Consider the following 17,041-nt stretch of genomic DNA (forward strand, 5'->3'; position numbering starts at 1 on the left):
AGTCTGTCTTTCTGAGATTGACTGCATCTGCGAATACGAGCGAAACAACTAAGTTTCCGGAATGAGTGCGTTATTGGAATCATGAGTTGCTATACCAACTAGGGCAAAGAACTTAGAGCGTTGCTGCAAACGTCAGAAGCTTCTTAAGCTTCTCGCTATCAGCCGCCACCTCGGAAAGGTCAGCATCTAACTCAGCGACCTGTGCAGGGTTCTCCCAATCAATAAAGCGTTCCGCAAATCGAAGAAGGTCACACGCAATAATCGTCTCCTTACCCTTGGGGGTCTTGGGCGTGTAGATGTATCCGACCACATGGATGTTATCTTCATATCTGTCAAAGTGGGGGTGTACGATTGTATATGAGTTGGAATATCTCGGGAACCTCTTGTAATTCTTAGATTTTGAGATCTCTTTGTTGCTCTTCGCCGTGTTGCAGTCTGGGCAAGAAACAGCCAGATTTTGCGGTTCAAACATAAAGGCAGGATTTGAGCTTCTAGGGAGGACGTGTTCAACGTCCCATACTTTGAAATTCTTGGAGGAAGTCTTCTGCTTACAATAACAACAGCATCTATTTTGTTTTCTAATGAAGTATGTTTTGGCTTCCCTACGTGCTGGCTTTACTAGGTCATTTTCCCAATATTCAGGCAGTTGATCTGCTCTTGCCTTCGCCTCAAAACTATCGACAACCGCTAACGTCGCATTAGAAAAAACGTCCGACCTCTTCATCCGAATTTTCCAACATCTGAAGCGGCTTCCAACAAATCATCAATAAGTTTGGCGAGCTCGGTATCATCACCAATTGCCACCCTAGCGCTTTCAAGGAACTTTAGCCTTTCCAACAAGCTATCGTCCGAGGTGGAACCTCGCACTAAGTGGTTCAGTGTTTTGATCGCTTCTTGCTTTAGGAAAAGGTTCTCGTTCCCGACGACCCCGAACGCTGTGACCAACAACTGATCCACGGATGCACCTGCGTATACTTCGGCTTTTTGTTTCGAGATTTCATTCTCAGAAAGGCTGACTACGTGGCTTCCCTCGCTACCGATGTCCGAGAGTATTATCGGGGAGTGAGTGGCAATGACGAAGTGACAACCGGAGAACGGAGAGAACGTGCTCCTGAGGAGCTCGACATACTGCTCTTGCCATTCAGGATGCAGACTGATCTCCGGTTCATCTATCAAAATCAAAGAGTTGTCCTCAATGTTAGAGGCAACCCCTAGCATACCTGCGACTATCGATATCTCACCGGAACTCGCGTCCAAGATATTGATCATGCTTCGGTCTTTCGCGCGGTTTATCATCACATCGCGGAAGTTAATGAGTCGCAGATCTCTCAACAGAAACGCATTCGACAGAAGCGTTCTTTCTTCTGGACTTGCATTTACGGATACTCGGAACGATCCTCCTTTTTGGCCTTCACTATGCTTCAGGACGTGAACCAGGGCCTCTTGTAGTAACTCAGTGGCGTTTGGTTCCCGCTCATATAACAGCTGGATTTTGGATGGGCGGAAACCTGAGGAAAACGTTTCTAAAGTGTCAATAGAAACGTGTCCGGCTTGAATTTCGTAAATGAGGCGCGAATTTCTGGATTGCGAGTTTAAGCTGAAATGCAACTCGATCTCCGGCTCGTACCCTAAGAAGAAGAATACCTCCTTAGCTTTTGCAATCGGTCGAGCGAGTGATCGCTCCGCAAAAATATCCCCTTCAGAGATCGAAAAACTGAGGACCTAAAATTGGTTCTACCATTGCTATCACGAAACCCGGTGTAAGAGTAGAACGTCTCGCCACTGAGTTGCTCCTCCTCTCGTACTGAAGGCATTCGGTCTCTAATGACATCTCTGGACAGCCTAAACTTGTCGAAAGGCGTCATCGTGCTGCAGATCACTCTAGATGGCCCAGAGGGCGAAAAATGGCTATCATAGCCGGACCTTCTGTTACTGCTGGAAGAACTTTGGCTTGATCCGAAACTGTGGCGTTCGCCGTTAGCGAAGTAGGAGATATCCAAATCCATACTGTCGTTTCTGGACCTAGAAAACTCCCCAGCTTCGACTGAGAAGGCCTCAGCTATCGATGCAAGTATGCGACTCTTGCCGACGCCATTCTTTCCAATGATCACAGAAAACCAGTTACCGCCGAATTTTGCAGCTTCCGGCGGAGCCAAAATAAAACTGATCGGGTCACTATTTGACCATCCGCCCTTCTGATCCTTCCGTTTATCAAGCTCGTGGCTTCGTTTGCGTTGAGTTGCCTCAATGCGTTCCAGTCTAAAGGTCATGCGTCCTACTTTCGAGCACGAGTGCCAACTCGATTAATCGTTTGTATGAATTTAGTTTACACACCATAGGCTTTTCAGGGAGGCTTATGTTTCCGTGGAAATCCTTGTTTTCTTTAGTGTATTGGGCCCTACGTGACCTTCCGCCCCTTGTCAGGGCTGTTGCGAGCATAAGAAGCGAAACCAGTCTCTGTGCTGCATTCGGTCGAATCAGTTACTTTGGTTGATATTTCTGGAGCTCTTCCAAGTACAGCCGGTCGCTCTCATCTCTAAACTTTGACTTGTTCCGGTCAAGCACCTCAAATTTCTCGAAAATGCTTCGGTAGATTATGAGCTGTGCCTGGTTCTGAAGGTTCTCTCCATCGATCTTGTCCATCTCAGCATCATTCTCAAGGAAGAACTCAAGCAGGCTCAGAAGTTCTGCTTTATCGATCTGGTCGATAGGCAAGTTCTTCTGCTGTTTCACGCTCCAGAATTGAGCTGTACCATTTTCAATTTTGAATATTTTCATAGCCTGCTTGCCTTTCGTTGTAAGCGTCTTTCCCTGCTTCCAACGCGTCTAGAAACGTATCACGCGTGTTGATGGTTGATCCATCAACCGCATGAAGCTTCGGGTTTGAGGGATAACCCGAGTAGATGCGCCAAGATGCCTTTCCATTGACCATCTCTTTTGTAGTGCATAAGACATAATCTGGCCGTATCGACGCTCCCACGGTGTTGTTGTGTGTGACAACGACAACAGGCATGGTCTGGGACAGAGACTTTATGATCGCGTTGACTTCATTCTTCAGAAACAGATTGTCGAAGGAAGACTCAGGCTCATCGATCAGCAGAATATCAGAGTCTTTCGCATCTTCGATTTCCTGAAGTAAGAAGAATTCGGAGCGTTGGCCTCCCGATGCAGGAAACCCATCCTTATTCAGAATCTTATAGTCAATATTCACAAAGTACTTGTGATAATCCGATGCGGGCACCCGGTCATCGATGTTTTTCAAAGCTTGCAGAAAAGCGTATGGATCAGCGTAAGACTTGAAAGCCTCACTAAATGCTACTTGCGACTTGCTAACCGCTTTCAGCTCTCCGGCGCCACTAAAAGGGCCAACCGAGGCAACGACTTCGAAGCCTCTTAGAGGCTTCCGGGAAATTTCCCTTTCCTTACGTGCTTGTCGAACAATGCGGTTAAACTTAGCCACCTTTCTCCGGTTCATCGCTGTGTGGTAAAGATCGATTTCGGAAACGCTCGGTGTCGCACTTCTAACCTTTAACTTGCCCTTTATCTCCCTGATCAATTCGTTGACCCATTGCTTCTTTCGCAGCTCAAAATCACGTTGCTTGTACAGATGCATCAACTCTACGTATAGAGCCCTTAGGCTGTCTGGCTTCAGGTGTCGCTCGATGATATCTCGGAATTCTTCGTTGCGAACAAGGTTCTTAGTGGACTTGATTAGGTCGGCCAGGCCTGTTTGCTCGACTTCATCGAATGGCTCCTCTTGATACAAACCTGCTCGGGAAAACGCGTCCAGCTTGTCAATTTCATTTGCGTATCTCAGCAAAGACTCCAGATATGTCTCGATCCGCCGCTCACCATCGGAGAGATCAACATTGAGGACGTCGTCGACGACCACACTCAACGTGGCCAGATAGTCCCGTGAATGCAAGCTATTCCCTCGGCTGAGATGCTCATTGAACTTACGTTTGTCTTCCTCCTCATCCCTTGAGACGATTGAGAATTGCTCAATGAACTTTACTTGCTCAAACGCATTGGCCAGACGCCGCAAGGTGTGTGATTTGCCCGAGGAACGCTCTCCAAGGACGACGTTCAGTCCTGTTGACAGCATCTGGCCATCTTCGAAGACCTGAAACAAGGAATTTCCGTCTGAGGCAGATAACGCAACTTTTGTTTTGTCAGCGAGACAAGTGCGTATCGCACCAAAAGTTATCTGTCCGCAGTCGATAAAGGTTTGACGTGTGGGCAATGACGTCAACCGCTCTGAAATCCGGCAATCGCTGAAGTAAACAGGAACAAGCCGCTCTCGATCTTTCATGCTGTAAATGAATTTTTTCGCACTGCTTACTTCTCCAGAAGTTATGGATTCTCCAAACTTTTTCAGTGTTTCAGGTCGGATCGCGGGTTTCTTGTCGTAATGAGGAATTATCAGGTAATCGGATAGGTCCCCGAAGATCGCTTGTAGCTGCTCAAAGGTTATCGAGAGGTCGGTGATGCTAAAGTGACTTTCGATCTGGTCGCACCGACTTGAAAACGTATCTAGGTCACTACCATTTGCATAGAGAAGGATTTGTGCCTTCTCTAGGTCAATCTCGATACCAGGAAAACAGGGAATGCCAACCTTCGAAGCGATTTCTGAGAATTGCTCTTTTCTGAAGAGGTTGTGATTAGTGATGGCGATTGCATCCAGTTTCGCATCGAAGACATAGTTCAGCAACTTATCTAGGTCGAACTCAAAGGGTGCGTCGGAGGCGCTAGCAACAGTGTGAATATGCAGGTCGATTTTTTTCATAATCGAATGATACATACCTGCAGCTCAGAATTGTACCGCCAAACTGCTCATAACATGAAGTTTCAATGTCTGTTTTGATTCTTTCGCCGAACATGGTGCACGGTGCAGCGAACGTCTGCTTCCCGCCCTAATCGCCCAATCATGAAGTAGCGTGTGTCATCTGCGGCCAGCAGACATCACCGCCCACAGGCTTGCCGAAACTCCAGAAAGAGTGCGATCCGATCCTTGCGCGCGGCCCCCTCGACGGTGCCGGGATGGCCCGTCAATTTGGCGATCGCGCGGTAACGCGTCCAGAGCTGCCGCCAGCGGAACAAAAACAACCCAAGTGAAGGCAGAACAAGGATGGCGGACACGATAAAAATGATCAGTTCATAGGTATAGGCATCGGAAAGAGACACAAAGAACCAAAATTTGACGTAAGATACTCCATAGGATACCGCGAATAGATGAAGCGCGCGCATAGCTATTTTGGTCCGCGCAAATTCATGCTCCCAGCATTCTTCCAATCGCAGAAGCTCCACCGCATCCGGGACGCCGAAGGACCAGCTGCGATCTATCCGTCGCTCAGCAGATCGACCCATGCTTTCACCTCTCTCATATCCGTGCGATAGCCCTCGCGAAGTGACTTTAGCCATTTTGCAAAAATGCGCTTTTGGCTCTCTGGGGAGAGCGTTGTTTGGGAGGCGAGCAAATAAGCGTTCAATTCCTCGATGAAGTCCACCGCCGCCGCGGTATCCTCTCCGTCATAGGGCAAGCCCTGTCCAAGCAAGAGCCAATTCATATTGAGACCATACTCGGCTCTGAGCTTTCGTAAAATATCTGCCGAGAGGCTTCGTGTTCCCTTCTCATAGTGATGATAGGAGCGCAGAGAGACATCTATACTTTTGGCAAAGTTGACTTGCGTCATCCCCAGACTGGCCCGAATGAGCGCAAGACGCGCACCGATTGAGACATCATCCTCTGAAGCCGTCTCTGACTGGCGCGGTCTATCTCTGTCAGCCATGCTCATCCTATTTTAAATCTCTGGCCCGGCAAAGAAATGTGCATGCACCCTCTCACCGGCCAAGCATCGTCCACGTAAACGCGCCAAAGCGCCAATGCGCCGAAACGACAAAGCGCGAAAACGATAATGCACTGATGCAACAGAACAGCAACCTCAAAATGCGCATTAGTGCGCATCCTAACGCCAAAGGAAATAAATATGTTGAAAGCTGCACTCGCTAAATGTAGCGTTCGGTTAAGGTTCCACTCAGCAGACGGGCAGCCCCACAATATGTTGCGTAAGACACCGCATGTAGATCTAGAACGCCACGACCGCATTATGCGGGCCCTGAAGACGCGACGGATCACGTTGAGCAGCATTGCCGAGGAAGCGGGCTGCAGTTTGAGCATGGCCTCGATGGTATCGCAAGGATACCGCTCGAGCCGTCTGATCGAAGGCTTGATCGCTCGTAAATTGGACACAAGCCCAATGGCGCTTTGGCCGGATCGGTATCATGACACGACATCTCAGGAGGTAAAGCCATGACTTAGAAAGGAAACGACCCCAAAGCTGATGCTCTGAGGCCGCTATCGATTTTGTGCTTCGATACATAATCCTCCCGCGTCAGCTCCCAAAAGTCAAGCGCATGTGCCGCATTCTGCGGCGCGTGACGCCTTTTTCCATGAGCAAGGAGGAGAGCCCTTGCGCGATGGCGGCTCTGTGCCGCGTCGCCGGGCCGAAAGAGATGACCAACGAGATCAAACACACCCAAAACCCTGTCGAGACCGCGCGCAGCTACCGCCCGCCGGCGCAGAGCCGCGCGACGCGCGTGCCATCCGCGCGCTCAAAAGCGAGCGGACGGAGCATGATCGCGGTGCAAACGCCCGCCGAAGCGCATCCCAGATATATGTTTTGCGAGAGCAAGCTGGAACAGCGGGCTCTCTATCTGCTGCTCGCGCGGCCCGAAACGCTGAACATTGTCGAGCAGCCCGCGCCCGTAGCTTATACCCGCGCAGACGGTCGCAAGAGAAATCATGTCTTTGACTTTCTGCTGACCCAGCGATGCGGGCACCGGATCGCAATCGAGGTGAAGCCTTGGGCGATCGCCGAGCGGACAGATCTGCGCCAGGAGCTGCAGCTGGTCCGCGCGGCCATGCCGCTCAGCTTCGCCCATGAGATCGTGCTGATCACGGATCGCTCCTTTACCAGAGCCGCAGCGCAGAATGCCGAGCGGCTCCATGCGTTCCGCCGGACCGCGGATCCTGAGGCGGATGCGACCATCACAGCCTTACTGGCAGATCTGACAACCCAGACCAAGATCGCAGAGCTTGCCCTGCAAAGCGGGCTCGAAGGGCGCGGCTTTCGCGCCGTCTTCCGGGCGATCTATGCGGGCCGCGCCCGCACCCTCACGCCGGGCGCGATCCTGCCCTCCTCCACCATCATCGCGGAGGGTCGGGCATGAGTGTGCGCTTCCTGCTGTCTGACACCGATTGTGTCTGCATCTCCGGCGCAGATCATCATGCGCAGAGCCAAGACGCGAGCGGCCTGGTGCTGCAACGTCTCGACGATCCGCAGATCCTTCTGCCGTTCTCGCATGAGGCGTTTATCGCGCTTCTGGCAGGGCCCGATGTCGCGCTCAAACGCGGGTATTTTGCCTCATCCTCGGTCCAGCGCCGCCTGCGCAATGACCTGAGCTATGTCGCTTCGCTGCCGGACGCGCCGCGTGAAGAGATCTTCTGGAAAGAAAGCTGGGTCTGCACACTGCTCGCTGCCGTTCAAAAGGGCGATGTGAAGCGCAATGAGCGTGCCATCGCGCGCTTCATGCCCTTGCTCACCGAGCGCGTAAACGCCGCGGCGCTGCGCAGTCAGCACGGGCGCGCGCCCGCGCGGGCCGGACGCAAAGCCACGTTGCGCGACGCGCCCTCGCCCAAAAGCCTGCTGCGCTGGACCAAGCGTTACGAGCGCGGCGGTGCGACGCCACTCGCGCTTTTGCGCAAACGGCGCGCGCATCCATTGCAGCCCAAAACGTTCTGCCCCGAGGCCGAGCGGCTGATCACCGAAGGGATCTCCACCTATCTGGTGCGCGGCGGACCGAGCATCACGTCGGTGGTCGCGCACACCAAAGACCTCTTCGAGGATGAGAACCGCGCGCGGGCCGCACGGGGCGCGGCGCCCCTGATCCTACCCTCCGGCCGGACCATTCGCCGCCGGATCGCCTGCCTTGATCCGTTTGAGGTGTTGGCGCAGCGTGAGGGTATTGAAGTCGCGCGGCACAAGTTCAGTTTTTACGAGAATGGCCTTCCTGCAGAGCATGCGCTGCAGCGCCTTGAGATTGATGACTGGGAGATCGATCTCATGACGCTTCTCGGGGAAAGCGGTGCGCTTGACTATCTGAGCGAAGATCAGCGCGCCCGCCTCGATGTCGGGCGGCGCTGGATCTGCGTGATCATCGACTGCGCAACACGCTGCATTCTGGGCTTTCGCCTTACCAAAAGCCCCAACACAGCCAATGCGATCGAGACCTTAAGGCTGGCCACGCGCGACAAGAGCGCCATTGCCGAGGCGGCAGGCTGCACATCCCCCTGGGACCAATATGGCGGACCGGGCGCGGTGTGCTCGGATCAGGGGCCGAGCTTCGTCGACATCCGGTTCAAAACCGCTGTTGCCGATCTCGGCGCCACCTCTGAAGCCCCTGTGGCGGGCGTTCCAAAATTGCGCGCCCGGATCGAGCGGCTCTTTCGCAGTCTTGGCATGCAGCTCGTGCCGCTTCTGATCGGCCGCACCTTCAGCAATCCGGTCGCGCGCGGCGATTATCCCTCCGAGACGGTGGCCGCGCTCACAGATGATGAACTGGCACAGATCTTCACGCTCTTCATCGTCGATATCTACCACAACACGCCCCATGGCGGGCTCAAGGGCGAGACCCCGGCCAATGCCTGGGCACGGCTCGCCCGCACGCAAGGCGTCACGCCGCCGCCCGATGCGAACCAGGCCCGGGTCGTCTTCGGCCATGAGGTCACGCGCAAGCTGGACCGGCATGGTGTGCGCGCCTTCGACATCAACTACACATGCCCGGAGCTGCAGGCGCTTCTCTTGCATGGCCGCCAGAAAGACATCCGTATCAAGCTCGACCCGCTCGACATCACGTATGTCTCGGTGCTCATCGGCGCCGACTGGTATGTCGCCCGCGCGGTAAGCCCCGCGGTCTGGGGGCTGTCTCTTGAAGAGTGGGAGCAGATCGTGCGCGCGCTGCGCACGCACTACCGCAACGAGGCCCGCCTCTCCGAAAGCGTCATTGCCGAGGCGCGCAAGAAGATCCGCGCCATCGACGCAAAGGCGCGCGCCCTTCGCAAGGTGATGCCGTTAGAGCTTAGCGCTGCGGATCTTGACCGCGCCGAGCGGCATCTCTTTCTCGGGCTTGAGATCGGCCCCGAAGGCTCGGCGGCCTCGGGTGGAGACAGCGCCGTAACAGGCGAGGTGGCTAACAGCTGCTAAGGAGAAAAGTCAGCTTAGAGATTTTTTTGCGATCAAGATATTCATTCTATCGATTGATATAGAGCGGTTCGAACAGCATCTGCGAAGGCTTGTAGAAGATTGGGATCTGCCATCAATCGATCGCGGAGCGATCTTGGAAGCTCGAGTTGAACTCCTTTACCGGAGAGCGCACGGTTACAAATATTGTTAGGCTCAAGACCCGCAAGCCGTTGGTTAAACTCAGCCGAGAAGCCAGCTTTTCGCAGAGAGGCTCCGATGGCGTCACGCAGTGCAGTGGCCAAACCACCCAGCCAAACCACTTCGGTCCCATCGTTGCTTCTCCCATGAATCGCAACCGCGATCAGAGATCGACAGACAAGCGAAAGCGCTTTTGGTTCGTCGAAACGATGGGAGGTTATATGAAAATGGCTGTGAGGTTTCCTCTTTAGAGACTCAAACGCGTAGAACGAGAAATTATCGCCCGCCAGCTTCTCAGCAATTTCAGAAGTCCCTGGCTCTATAAACCCTCCGTGAGGTGCCAATATCAACACGTCTGAGGAACAGTCTGAAACCCGGATTTTATAATCAATATCTAGCTTCTCTTTGGCGGAAAGCTCATAAAAAGAGTTGTAGCGGTCGGCCATCATCAAAATTCCACTTCGAAAAATATACTTTCTAAAATATAGCCAGCGACCTCATTCGATCAAAGGCCATTTCAAAATTTTCTAATAAAGGTTCGCTCGAATAACCTACAGGATAATAGGCGTAAAATTATAAGCTACTTTCTCTTCAGACATTTTTTTCATGCATCTGTGCTCATGAACTGCTCAATCACGACACGCAGCTGGCGCGGCGGGTTCTGCCTGTGGCACTGCCGCGGCTCAAGCCTCTTGCCGATGTGGATGCGGTCCGCGACATGATCGCGGTCTAGGCGGAGACCGCCGGGGTGACTATTCCCGAGCCTTCACAGATGACCGACATCGCGCTGCGCCTCATCTACGCCGCAGATCGCGAGTTCGGCCTTGCGATTGAGATCACCATCGACACTCTTGAAGATGCGCTGCGGGAGGGCAGTGATGCTGTCGGTCTCGCGCATTTTGCCGGGACCTTCGCACGGCGCTCCGGCTGTATCGACGGGCTCAATCCCTTCGTGATCGACGATTACGACCGGCTCGATGTACGCGCGCTTTTGGACCGGGACCCCGAGCTTTGAGCACGCTCTCCCTGACACTGTCGGCGTCTCCTCGCGAGACGCCGACATCCTATCTCTCGCGCCTCGCCGCCCGGAACCTTGCCCCCGACATGGAGAGTTTTAGTCAGGATGTCGGGCTCGATCTGCCCGCCCTCTCCACCGGCGATCCGGCATCGGTGGCGCAGCTTTGCCGCCTGGCGCGCCTGCCGGCCGCAAGCTTTGCCCGGACGACCATCCTCAAAACCTCTACCATGAAATATCTCGTGGGCCGCGAGGTGCTCAACACCGAGACCCTGGGGCGCGGCGAGATCCGCTATTGCCCGCACTGTCTCGCGGACGGGCTGGAGAGCGGCCCCACCTGGCAGGTGGTCTTTCCCCTGCACTGGCAGTATCTGCAAATCCGGCGCTGCACGGCCCATGGCACCCTTTTGCAGAGCCACCGGCCCAAAACCACGCGCGCCGCGCCGTTCGATAGCACCGCTTTTTTGCGCCGCCTCTCGCCCGAGGGGAAGCCAACCCACTCTATTGATGTCAAAGCCGCGGATCCGCTCGATCACTATCTCACCGCCCGCGCCTATGGCGATCTTGCTGGTCTCTGGTGCGATCAACTTGACCTCCCCGGCTTCGTCAAAGCCTGCGAAGCCTTTGGCACGCTCATGGAGTATGGCCGTGATCAGCGCGCCTCATCGCTGAGCGCGGAGGCGCGGCGTGACGCGATGGCGACGGGCTTTGACGTGCTGCGCCGCGGTCCGCCAGCGATCCGCGCCGCGCTCGATACCTTCAACCGCGAAACGCCCAAACGGGGCGGCAATCAGCCCCATCCGAGCAACGGGGAGGTGCAACGGCTTCTGGGGGCGGATGGCAAGCTGCGCGCCGATCTCGATCCGCTTCGCGACATCGTGCGGGATTACTTTTTGGATAATTATCCTTATCGGCCCGGCACGATCATTCTGGGCCAAATGATCGACAGGCCGCGTGTGCTCTCGATCCGCACTGCCTGCCGCCAGATCGGCATGCGCGACTCGCTCCTCAAAGAAATTCTGATCCGGCGCGGGCTGGCGGCGCGCGACGAGACCGGCGCATTTACTCTGAAAACCCCGCTCACCCGCGCGCTCGTGGATGAGTTGAAGGCCGAGAAGGACAACTATCTCGATCAAACACAAACCGCCGCAGCCCTGGGATGCAGCTTTGCGATGTTCAAGCAACTGCAAAACGCAGGCGTTCTCGAACCCGCCGACGGCACTGGCCGCTGGAAGCGCGAGGGATTCTATCGGCCTGACCTCGACGCCTTGCCCACGCAGATTGGCGGACAAGCGCCGCACATGTCTAAGACGCCCCAAAACCTCTGCACGATCGAGCTTGCAACCCGCAAAGCGAACTGCAGCGTGCCGGATATCGTGCGCCTGTTGCTGGACGGAACGCTCAAGGCAAAAGCTCGGCGCAGCAAGGCGCTGCGCCTCGATACGCTGCTCGTCGACCCGGGCGATATCTTGGCCCTTCGTGAAACCACCGCGCCCAATGGGTATTCAAAAACCGAGACACGAAGGCGGCTCTTCATCGATGCGGCGACGCTGAACTGGCTGATCGACGCGGGCTACATCGACCTGCAGCGCATGCGGCACAGCCACACCCGTGTCACGCGCGACTATATCACCGCGGAATCGCTGCAGCGCTTCGAGTCCGCTTATGGCACAGCAGAAGCCATCGCGCGGAAACATGGACAGTCCGCGAAAGACATAAGGCGGGTGGTACGAGGCAAGGGCTTGAGCGAGATTAATGAGGGCCTAGCGTTGCGGAAGATCTACAGGAAGGATGAGGTCATACCGCACTTAAACGTCTCAGACTCGCAGCAACGGACTGCGCGTAAAAAGGCGATCAAGCAATCGATCCAGCGGGAAGTGGATAGCGACGATGCAGGATATTGAAACATCGTCACCTGTTTCTGGTTCTAGATTGGGAGCTCCAATGATGAAGCCATCTAAGAGATAGGGCGATGCAAAACACCTTCGCAGCCTAATTTTCGGAGAAGCAAAGGACACAAAGAAAGTGAACCTGATGGATTTCCAACTTTCACGGAAGCCCTTTGAAATCTCGCTCCAACAATGCATCTGGGATATCAATCCAATCCCACGTCTCGCCATCCCAGCGGCAGACACCGTGCTTTTGGTCAAAATACATGAGAACCTCGCCAACACTTTTGATGCTTAATGGGTTGGGCGTATTTTGATTCACACTTGAAGACGGCAATTTAGGTTTCAGACGATCCATTTTATGGCCATCAAATGTGTATAGACCAAAATCCGAAGCCAAGATATACTGATCGTTGAAGCGATCCATGGAAATGAGAACATCATTTATCTGCTCGGCATAGGGAACCATGCGGAAGCCGGATTCCAGATTGCCAAATAATACAGCGCCTTCACTGCCAATGAGCCAAACGCGATTTGGGCTTTCTACATATATGTCCGTGAGTAATTGAACGGATTCCTCATCTATTGATACGCGATTTACCGAACCCGCTTCATTTCGGAGCAGGAGCGGTTCGGTCGCTCCATCTGACCCTCCAGACATTTGGTTGCCGAGTTGATCCATCAGCTTCATCACTTTTTCAAGATCACCTGCAGCGGCGGCGGCATCGATTTGCGCATTCAAAGTTGGATCAGGTTTGTAATCCTCGACCAGCAACGGAGGTGTGACGGACCCGCAAAACCAGCCCGAACCCGAAGCGTCAACTTGGCCCCCAACAATTGAAAATCGCGCTACGGCTTCGTCTTCAATGTCGATCTTTTGCCACCCCCCAGAATTCAAACGATAAAACTGACCTCCGAAGCCGAAGACCCACATATGATTTCCTTCTCCGGCAGCACCAGAAATAGGCCCGTAGCCCACTGAATCTTCGCTATAGAGACCTGCTCCAGCAATTTTCTCATAGCGAACCTCGGTGTCATCTATGACATAAATATCGCCTTCGTCCGAAATTGCGGCATAGCTCACAGTGCCCGAACTTTCTTTCAAGACTTCAATGGCGACAATCTTTCGCGGTGCATTCGTACGGCTCCACGGCTGATCAAAGCGACCATCATAGCTTAGAATGATTGAAAATGGATCATCAGGATCGCCCTCATCAAGCGATATACAAAACCGGGTGGGTGAAGCGGCGCATGCAGCGTTCAATCGTAGGAATTCGTGGGGGTTCATTGATATCTCCTAGGAAATTAATAGCTGCCTCATGCAAGAACCATTGCCGCATCTGGCTTGGGCAACCCTATATTACTTGCCCGCAACCGATTGCCTCATAAGTTGCGGTTTTGCAAATTTTCATTTCGAAGCAATCTAGATCGTCAATAACAGGGCTTTCTTCTGCGAAAATTTGTTAATTAGGGAGACTGGTTCTGAGATCCGACCAACCGCTCCCGAGAAAATACGCTTAAAGATGCTCGCCTCATCGCCGTGGGCATCCGAGGTGTTCAAACGAAAAACCACTGCTTCTGCCTAGCAATGATGGCAGAGGGCTAAAGCTTTGATCATCTACCAGAGAATATGACACACGAGCACTCTGGGCGACTCGCAGACATCAGCCGCGACTGAGACAATCTATGCCTGTCATCATCGCGCAGCTCGGCGTAGATAACTCGGACGCAATTTAGATGCTCGTTACGCACCTGGAAATTTCAGATGTTATCATCCGCAAACACATCACTCGAACCTTGCGCCACCTCACCACCGCAATCTATCGCATCCCCAACCCGCGCAAGCGGGATGCCATTCACAAATACGGTTGGCGATCCCTCTGTAACGGCCCTGCCATGCGACTTGTGCTTAGGGCAACCATGCCTCTCAAGCGCATCGCCGACACGTAGCGCTGACAGACCGTTAATCTCGACATCGGGACTCCCCGAAATCGCGCCAGTATCAGGACATTTGTCGTGACCTGCGCCAATGTCTGTTTTGCGGCATGCTGAGGGCATTAACTCAACCTACGTAAATTTAGACAATCCGATGGAACGTAAAATTTAGAAAATATCACCCTATATTCTCTAAGTCTTGCTTTAATACCGCTGATAATCAGCTGAGTTTGCCTAGCGCGCACCTCACACCGTTGAGGAATACTCTATCTGCTTCGGATCGCCCGAAATAAGTCATTTTACAAGAACTACTCCAGAAGTAGGCGTAGCGTGTGAAACTGAATGGCCTAGATGGTATTGGCTGCCCCATCTGCCACGCGTTCCAAGCTTCAGCCGCGCAATTATTCCTGTAGCTTTCGCCATTTCCTATCATCGGAAAATTTACTTCGGAGTAGAACTGTTTCAGCCAATCAAGCGATTCCGCACTACCCATTTCAGCCGCTGATCTATGGATCTGCTCTGCCAAACAAAGGTCCCGTAGGCCCAGAGGTGTTTGAGCGTCAGCAACCAAATCTTCGGAATAAAGTGAAAGCGCGGCCAAATGCAGGTCATCGGGCTTGCCGGTTTCGATAAGAGATAGAACACTTTGACGTGCTTCGCTCATGTCCGCACGCTCACTCGCCGTTACACAGCGATTGCTTTTCAGAACCGCAAGACCAAAATCAAGCAGCCCGAAGAGGACATAGAGGACAACAAGGGCAGCAGCCGTAGCGACTAGGTTCTTTCGTAACATCATATTGATTATTGATCTCCCAGCTCGAGACAGCTATCGAGCTTCGGAGATTCAATAAGTATCCAGAAATATTTATTAAAAATACACATCAGCATATTAAATAAACTATATCTATATTATTTACGAAAAAAAAATTCATACAAATAAAATAAAAACCACCTAATAATAAAGAAAAAAATAAATCCAGCCAAAAATACATAATCGTTATCAGGGCTAATAAATTGAGATAATATTATAATGGATACGAAAACGGATAATAAGTTTAAAATCCAGTAAATCATATTAAATACCTTCCCATGGGCCATACTTATTTATATCAGCGGCATCGAAATGGAATTCCCCAAAAACTCTATTATATATCTCATCGCTAACTTCACCAGATTGAAATCTGTATTCAATAACCTCTCTTATGTCTTCCATCATATCAATAACAATCATGTAAGCGGCTGCGCCGCCAACAGCCAAAGCGATGCTCACTGGGGAGAAAGGGCTTTTACCAAGCCGGGATAAAATACCACGTGAAAAAGCATTTTGCCCGATGAGTGATTGAGCTGCTCTTTCAATACCAGCTCGAACGGATTTTTTTTCAAATCCCTGTCCAACGCCAGCGCCGAAGGATGTTGCAGCATCTAATCCAGCCGCCCCACCTAAAATTTTTAACGCTACTGCAATCCAAGCTAAAGTTTCAAATAAATCCGCCAATTCTTCTGGAGATTTACGTAACTCGAAAAACATCCATGGAAACCAATCCATTTGATTAATTCTATGTTTCACAGAGTTATAAAAAGCTCCATCCCCCATATCATGAGGACGATTTTGCGTCCTCTTTCTGGGATGAAGACCATGCCACCTTTCAGGAAAAACAAAATAATCATCAATATAATCTAGTATGGCGTTTCCAAACTCATCAAACTCTTCTTCATCCTCCACACAGGGAAGTGCGAATAAGTGGACAAGTGCTACAAGAGCTGCTGCAGGATTTGGAGTTGTCCTTTCTATCGGAATATCTAGAATCGCACAAAGGTCTACCAATCGTTGCTGCTCTTCACCGTTAAGCTGTTGCCCTTCTTCTACTTTTTGAAGTTCAATATTATTTTCCATTCACCACCTAGTTCAGATCAATCCGCGGTGCTTTTGCGGCGATCGCGGATTGCCCATTTATCTTGATATCCGTTCCGTCAATCTCAATTCGTCCATCCGAATCCAAGCGGATTTTACTGTGACCAGCTCGCAGTTCAATTGCTCTCCCTGCTCTGATAATCCCGTATTCACCAGCATCAACTCTAAAAATCTTACCAACCTTAAAGGTCATACCCTTAAGGGCCTCCAGAACTACGCGTCCTGCAGAAAATATTGAGGCAGACTTTGAGGAATGTAGCGAAATGCTAGATCCTGATGTAATAGATACAGCTTTATCTATATTTACTGAAAGCTCGCCCTTCTTCATGTTGGATGCAAGCCCTGGACGAAATTGACTTCCCCATTTTGATGAACTTTTACCTATAAGGCTGCCTTCGCTTCGTCTCAATATGCTCGAATAGCTCGTAGGGCCTATGTTGAGAGAAACCCCACTTGCAAAAGACAGTTGAGCACCCCCTAAAAATTCGCCAGTCGTATTTCCATAAGTGATTCGTCGAGCATTACCTTGAATGGTTTCGGTTAAATCATGTAACACCACTGTATTCATGTCTCTTTGTGCGTGTATGCGGATCTCCTCTTGCCCCGCCTCATCTTCGAACCGTAGCTCATTAAACCCATCACCTTTATGCGTCTGTGAGCGCATGACCATGCGAGTTTTGTGCTTTGGGAGTTCATAAGGCACGCGCTTGGATGTGTTCGGCACCACGCCCGTCACCACGGGCCGATCCGGATCGCCGTCGAGGTAACTCACCATCACCTCCATACCGATGCGCGGGATCACCTGACCGCCCCAGCCAGCCCCGGCCCAGTTCTGGCTCACCCGCACCCA

The 17,041-nt window shown here is 52.3% G+C and carries 17 protein-coding genes; 5 read left to right on the forward strand and 12 right to left on the reverse strand.

The genetic code is table 11. From position 1 onward, the window contains the following. Nucleotides 1-112 precede the first annotated feature (112 nt). The 6 genes from ACMA5I_RS15560 to ACMA5I_RS15585 form a co-directional block, all read right to left on the reverse strand. Nucleotides 113-724 (reverse strand): HNH endonuclease, encoded by a 612-nt coding sequence (locus tag ACMA5I_RS15560; protein ID WP_525887202.1) that lies wholly within the window; start codon nucleotides 722-724, stop codon nucleotides 113-115. Further along, nucleotides 721-1,608 carry an AAA family ATPase gene (locus tag ACMA5I_RS15565; protein ID WP_525887203.1) on the reverse strand — a complete coding sequence of 296 codons (888 nt, stop codon included), beginning with the start codon at nucleotides 1,606-1,608 and terminating at the stop codon, nucleotides 721-723. Before ACMA5I_RS15565 ends, ACMA5I_RS15560 begins: the two co-directional genes overlap by 4 nt. An 873-nt stretch (nucleotides 1,609-2,481) precedes the next feature. Further along, entirely contained in the window at nucleotides 2,482-2,733 is a 252-nt protein-coding gene (locus ACMA5I_RS15570) for a hypothetical protein (RefSeq protein ID WP_525887204.1), read from the reverse strand. Nucleotides 2,734-2,758: 25 nt separating this feature from the next. Next, nucleotides 2,759-4,801: a PHP domain-containing protein gene (locus tag ACMA5I_RS15575; RefSeq protein ID WP_525887205.1), complete on the reverse strand. Its 2,043-nt coding sequence runs from the start codon at nucleotides 4,799-4,801 to the stop codon at nucleotides 2,759-2,761. Nucleotides 4,802-4,962: 161 nt separating this feature from the next. Next, complete coding sequence (locus ACMA5I_RS15580) at nucleotides 4,963-5,367, reverse strand: hypothetical protein (RefSeq protein ID WP_525887206.1); 405 nt, start codon at nucleotides 5,365-5,367, stop codon at nucleotides 4,963-4,965. After that, the gene (locus ACMA5I_RS15585; protein WP_525887207.1) at nucleotides 5,340-5,789 is read right to left on the reverse strand and encodes a helix-turn-helix domain-containing protein; all 450 of its coding nucleotides are present in this window, start codon (nucleotides 5,787-5,789) and stop codon (nucleotides 5,340-5,342) included. Before ACMA5I_RS15585 ends, ACMA5I_RS15580 begins: the two co-directional genes overlap by 28 nt. Nucleotides 5,790-6,107: 318 nt before the next feature. On the opposite strand from ACMA5I_RS15585, the gene ACMA5I_RS15590 reads away from it, so the two are divergent. The 3 genes from ACMA5I_RS15590 to ACMA5I_RS15600 all read left to right on the forward strand — a co-directional run bounded on the left by ACMA5I_RS15590 (nucleotide 6,108) and on the right by ACMA5I_RS15600 (nucleotide 9,263). Beyond that, complete coding sequence (locus ACMA5I_RS15590; RefSeq protein WP_525887219.1) at nucleotides 6,108-6,314, forward strand: helix-turn-helix domain-containing protein; 207 nt, start codon at nucleotides 6,108-6,110, stop codon at nucleotides 6,312-6,314. Nucleotides 6,315-6,450: 136 nt separating this feature from the next. Next, complete coding sequence (locus ACMA5I_RS15595; protein WP_525887208.1) at nucleotides 6,451-7,230, forward strand: restriction endonuclease; 780 nt, start codon at nucleotides 6,451-6,453, stop codon at nucleotides 7,228-7,230. Beyond that, complete coding sequence (locus ACMA5I_RS15600) at nucleotides 7,227-9,263, forward strand: TnsB C-terminal domain-containing protein (RefSeq protein ID WP_525887209.1); 2,037 nt, start codon at nucleotides 7,227-7,229, stop codon at nucleotides 9,261-9,263. The genes ACMA5I_RS15595 and ACMA5I_RS15600 overlap by 4 nt, the downstream gene beginning before the upstream one ends. 41 nt (nucleotides 9,264-9,304) lie before the next feature. Here ACMA5I_RS15600 and ACMA5I_RS15605 read toward each other — a convergent pair whose 3' ends face one another. Then, a complete protein-coding gene (locus ACMA5I_RS15605; RefSeq protein ID WP_525887210.1) occupies nucleotides 9,305-9,886 on the reverse strand; it encodes a poly-gamma-glutamate hydrolase family protein in 582 nt (193 codons plus the stop codon). Between the two features lie 326 nt (nucleotides 9,887-10,212). Here ACMA5I_RS15605 and ACMA5I_RS15610 point away from each other — a divergent pair, with 326 nt between their 5' ends. Continuing rightward, complete coding sequence (locus tag ACMA5I_RS15610) at nucleotides 10,213-10,455, forward strand: hypothetical protein (protein ID WP_525887211.1); 243 nt, start codon at nucleotides 10,213-10,215, stop codon at nucleotides 10,453-10,455. Next, complete coding sequence (locus ACMA5I_RS15615) at nucleotides 10,452-12,359, forward strand: TniQ family protein (RefSeq protein ID WP_525887212.1); 1,908 nt, start codon at nucleotides 10,452-10,454, stop codon at nucleotides 12,357-12,359. Before ACMA5I_RS15610 ends, ACMA5I_RS15615 begins: the two co-directional genes overlap by 4 nt. Nucleotides 12,360-12,504: 145 nt before the next feature. On the opposite strand, the gene ACMA5I_RS15620 is transcribed toward ACMA5I_RS15615, so the two are convergent. The 5 genes from ACMA5I_RS15620 to vgrG all read right to left on the reverse strand — a co-directional run. Then, a complete protein-coding gene (locus tag ACMA5I_RS15620) occupies nucleotides 12,505-13,632 on the reverse strand; it encodes a hypothetical protein (protein WP_525887213.1) in 1,128 nt (375 codons plus the stop codon). Nucleotides 13,633-14,105: 473 nt separating this feature from the next. Then, complete coding sequence (locus ACMA5I_RS15625; RefSeq protein ID WP_525887214.1) at nucleotides 14,106-14,402, reverse strand: PAAR domain-containing protein; 297 nt, start codon at nucleotides 14,400-14,402, stop codon at nucleotides 14,106-14,108. 97 nt (nucleotides 14,403-14,499) lie between these two features. After that, nucleotides 14,500-15,075: a hypothetical protein gene (locus tag ACMA5I_RS15630; protein WP_525887215.1), complete on the reverse strand. Its 576-nt coding sequence runs from the start codon at nucleotides 15,073-15,075 to the stop codon at nucleotides 14,500-14,502. A gap of 279 nt (nucleotides 15,076-15,354) precedes the next feature. Further along, the gene (locus ACMA5I_RS15635) at nucleotides 15,355-16,173 is read right to left on the reverse strand and encodes a hypothetical protein (RefSeq protein WP_525887216.1); all 819 of its coding nucleotides are present in this window, start codon (nucleotides 16,171-16,173) and stop codon (nucleotides 15,355-15,357) included. 7 nt (nucleotides 16,174-16,180) lie between these two features. After that, the coding region (gene vgrG / locus ACMA5I_RS15640; protein ID WP_525887217.1) for a type VI secretion system tip protein VgrG at nucleotides 16,181-17,041 on the reverse strand (861 nt) is incomplete at its 5' end.

It is taken from the genome of Jujubicoccus corallicola (assembly GCF_047345645.1).
GTDB lineage: Bacteria > Pseudomonadota > Alphaproteobacteria > Rhodobacterales > Rhodobacteraceae > JBLEFH01.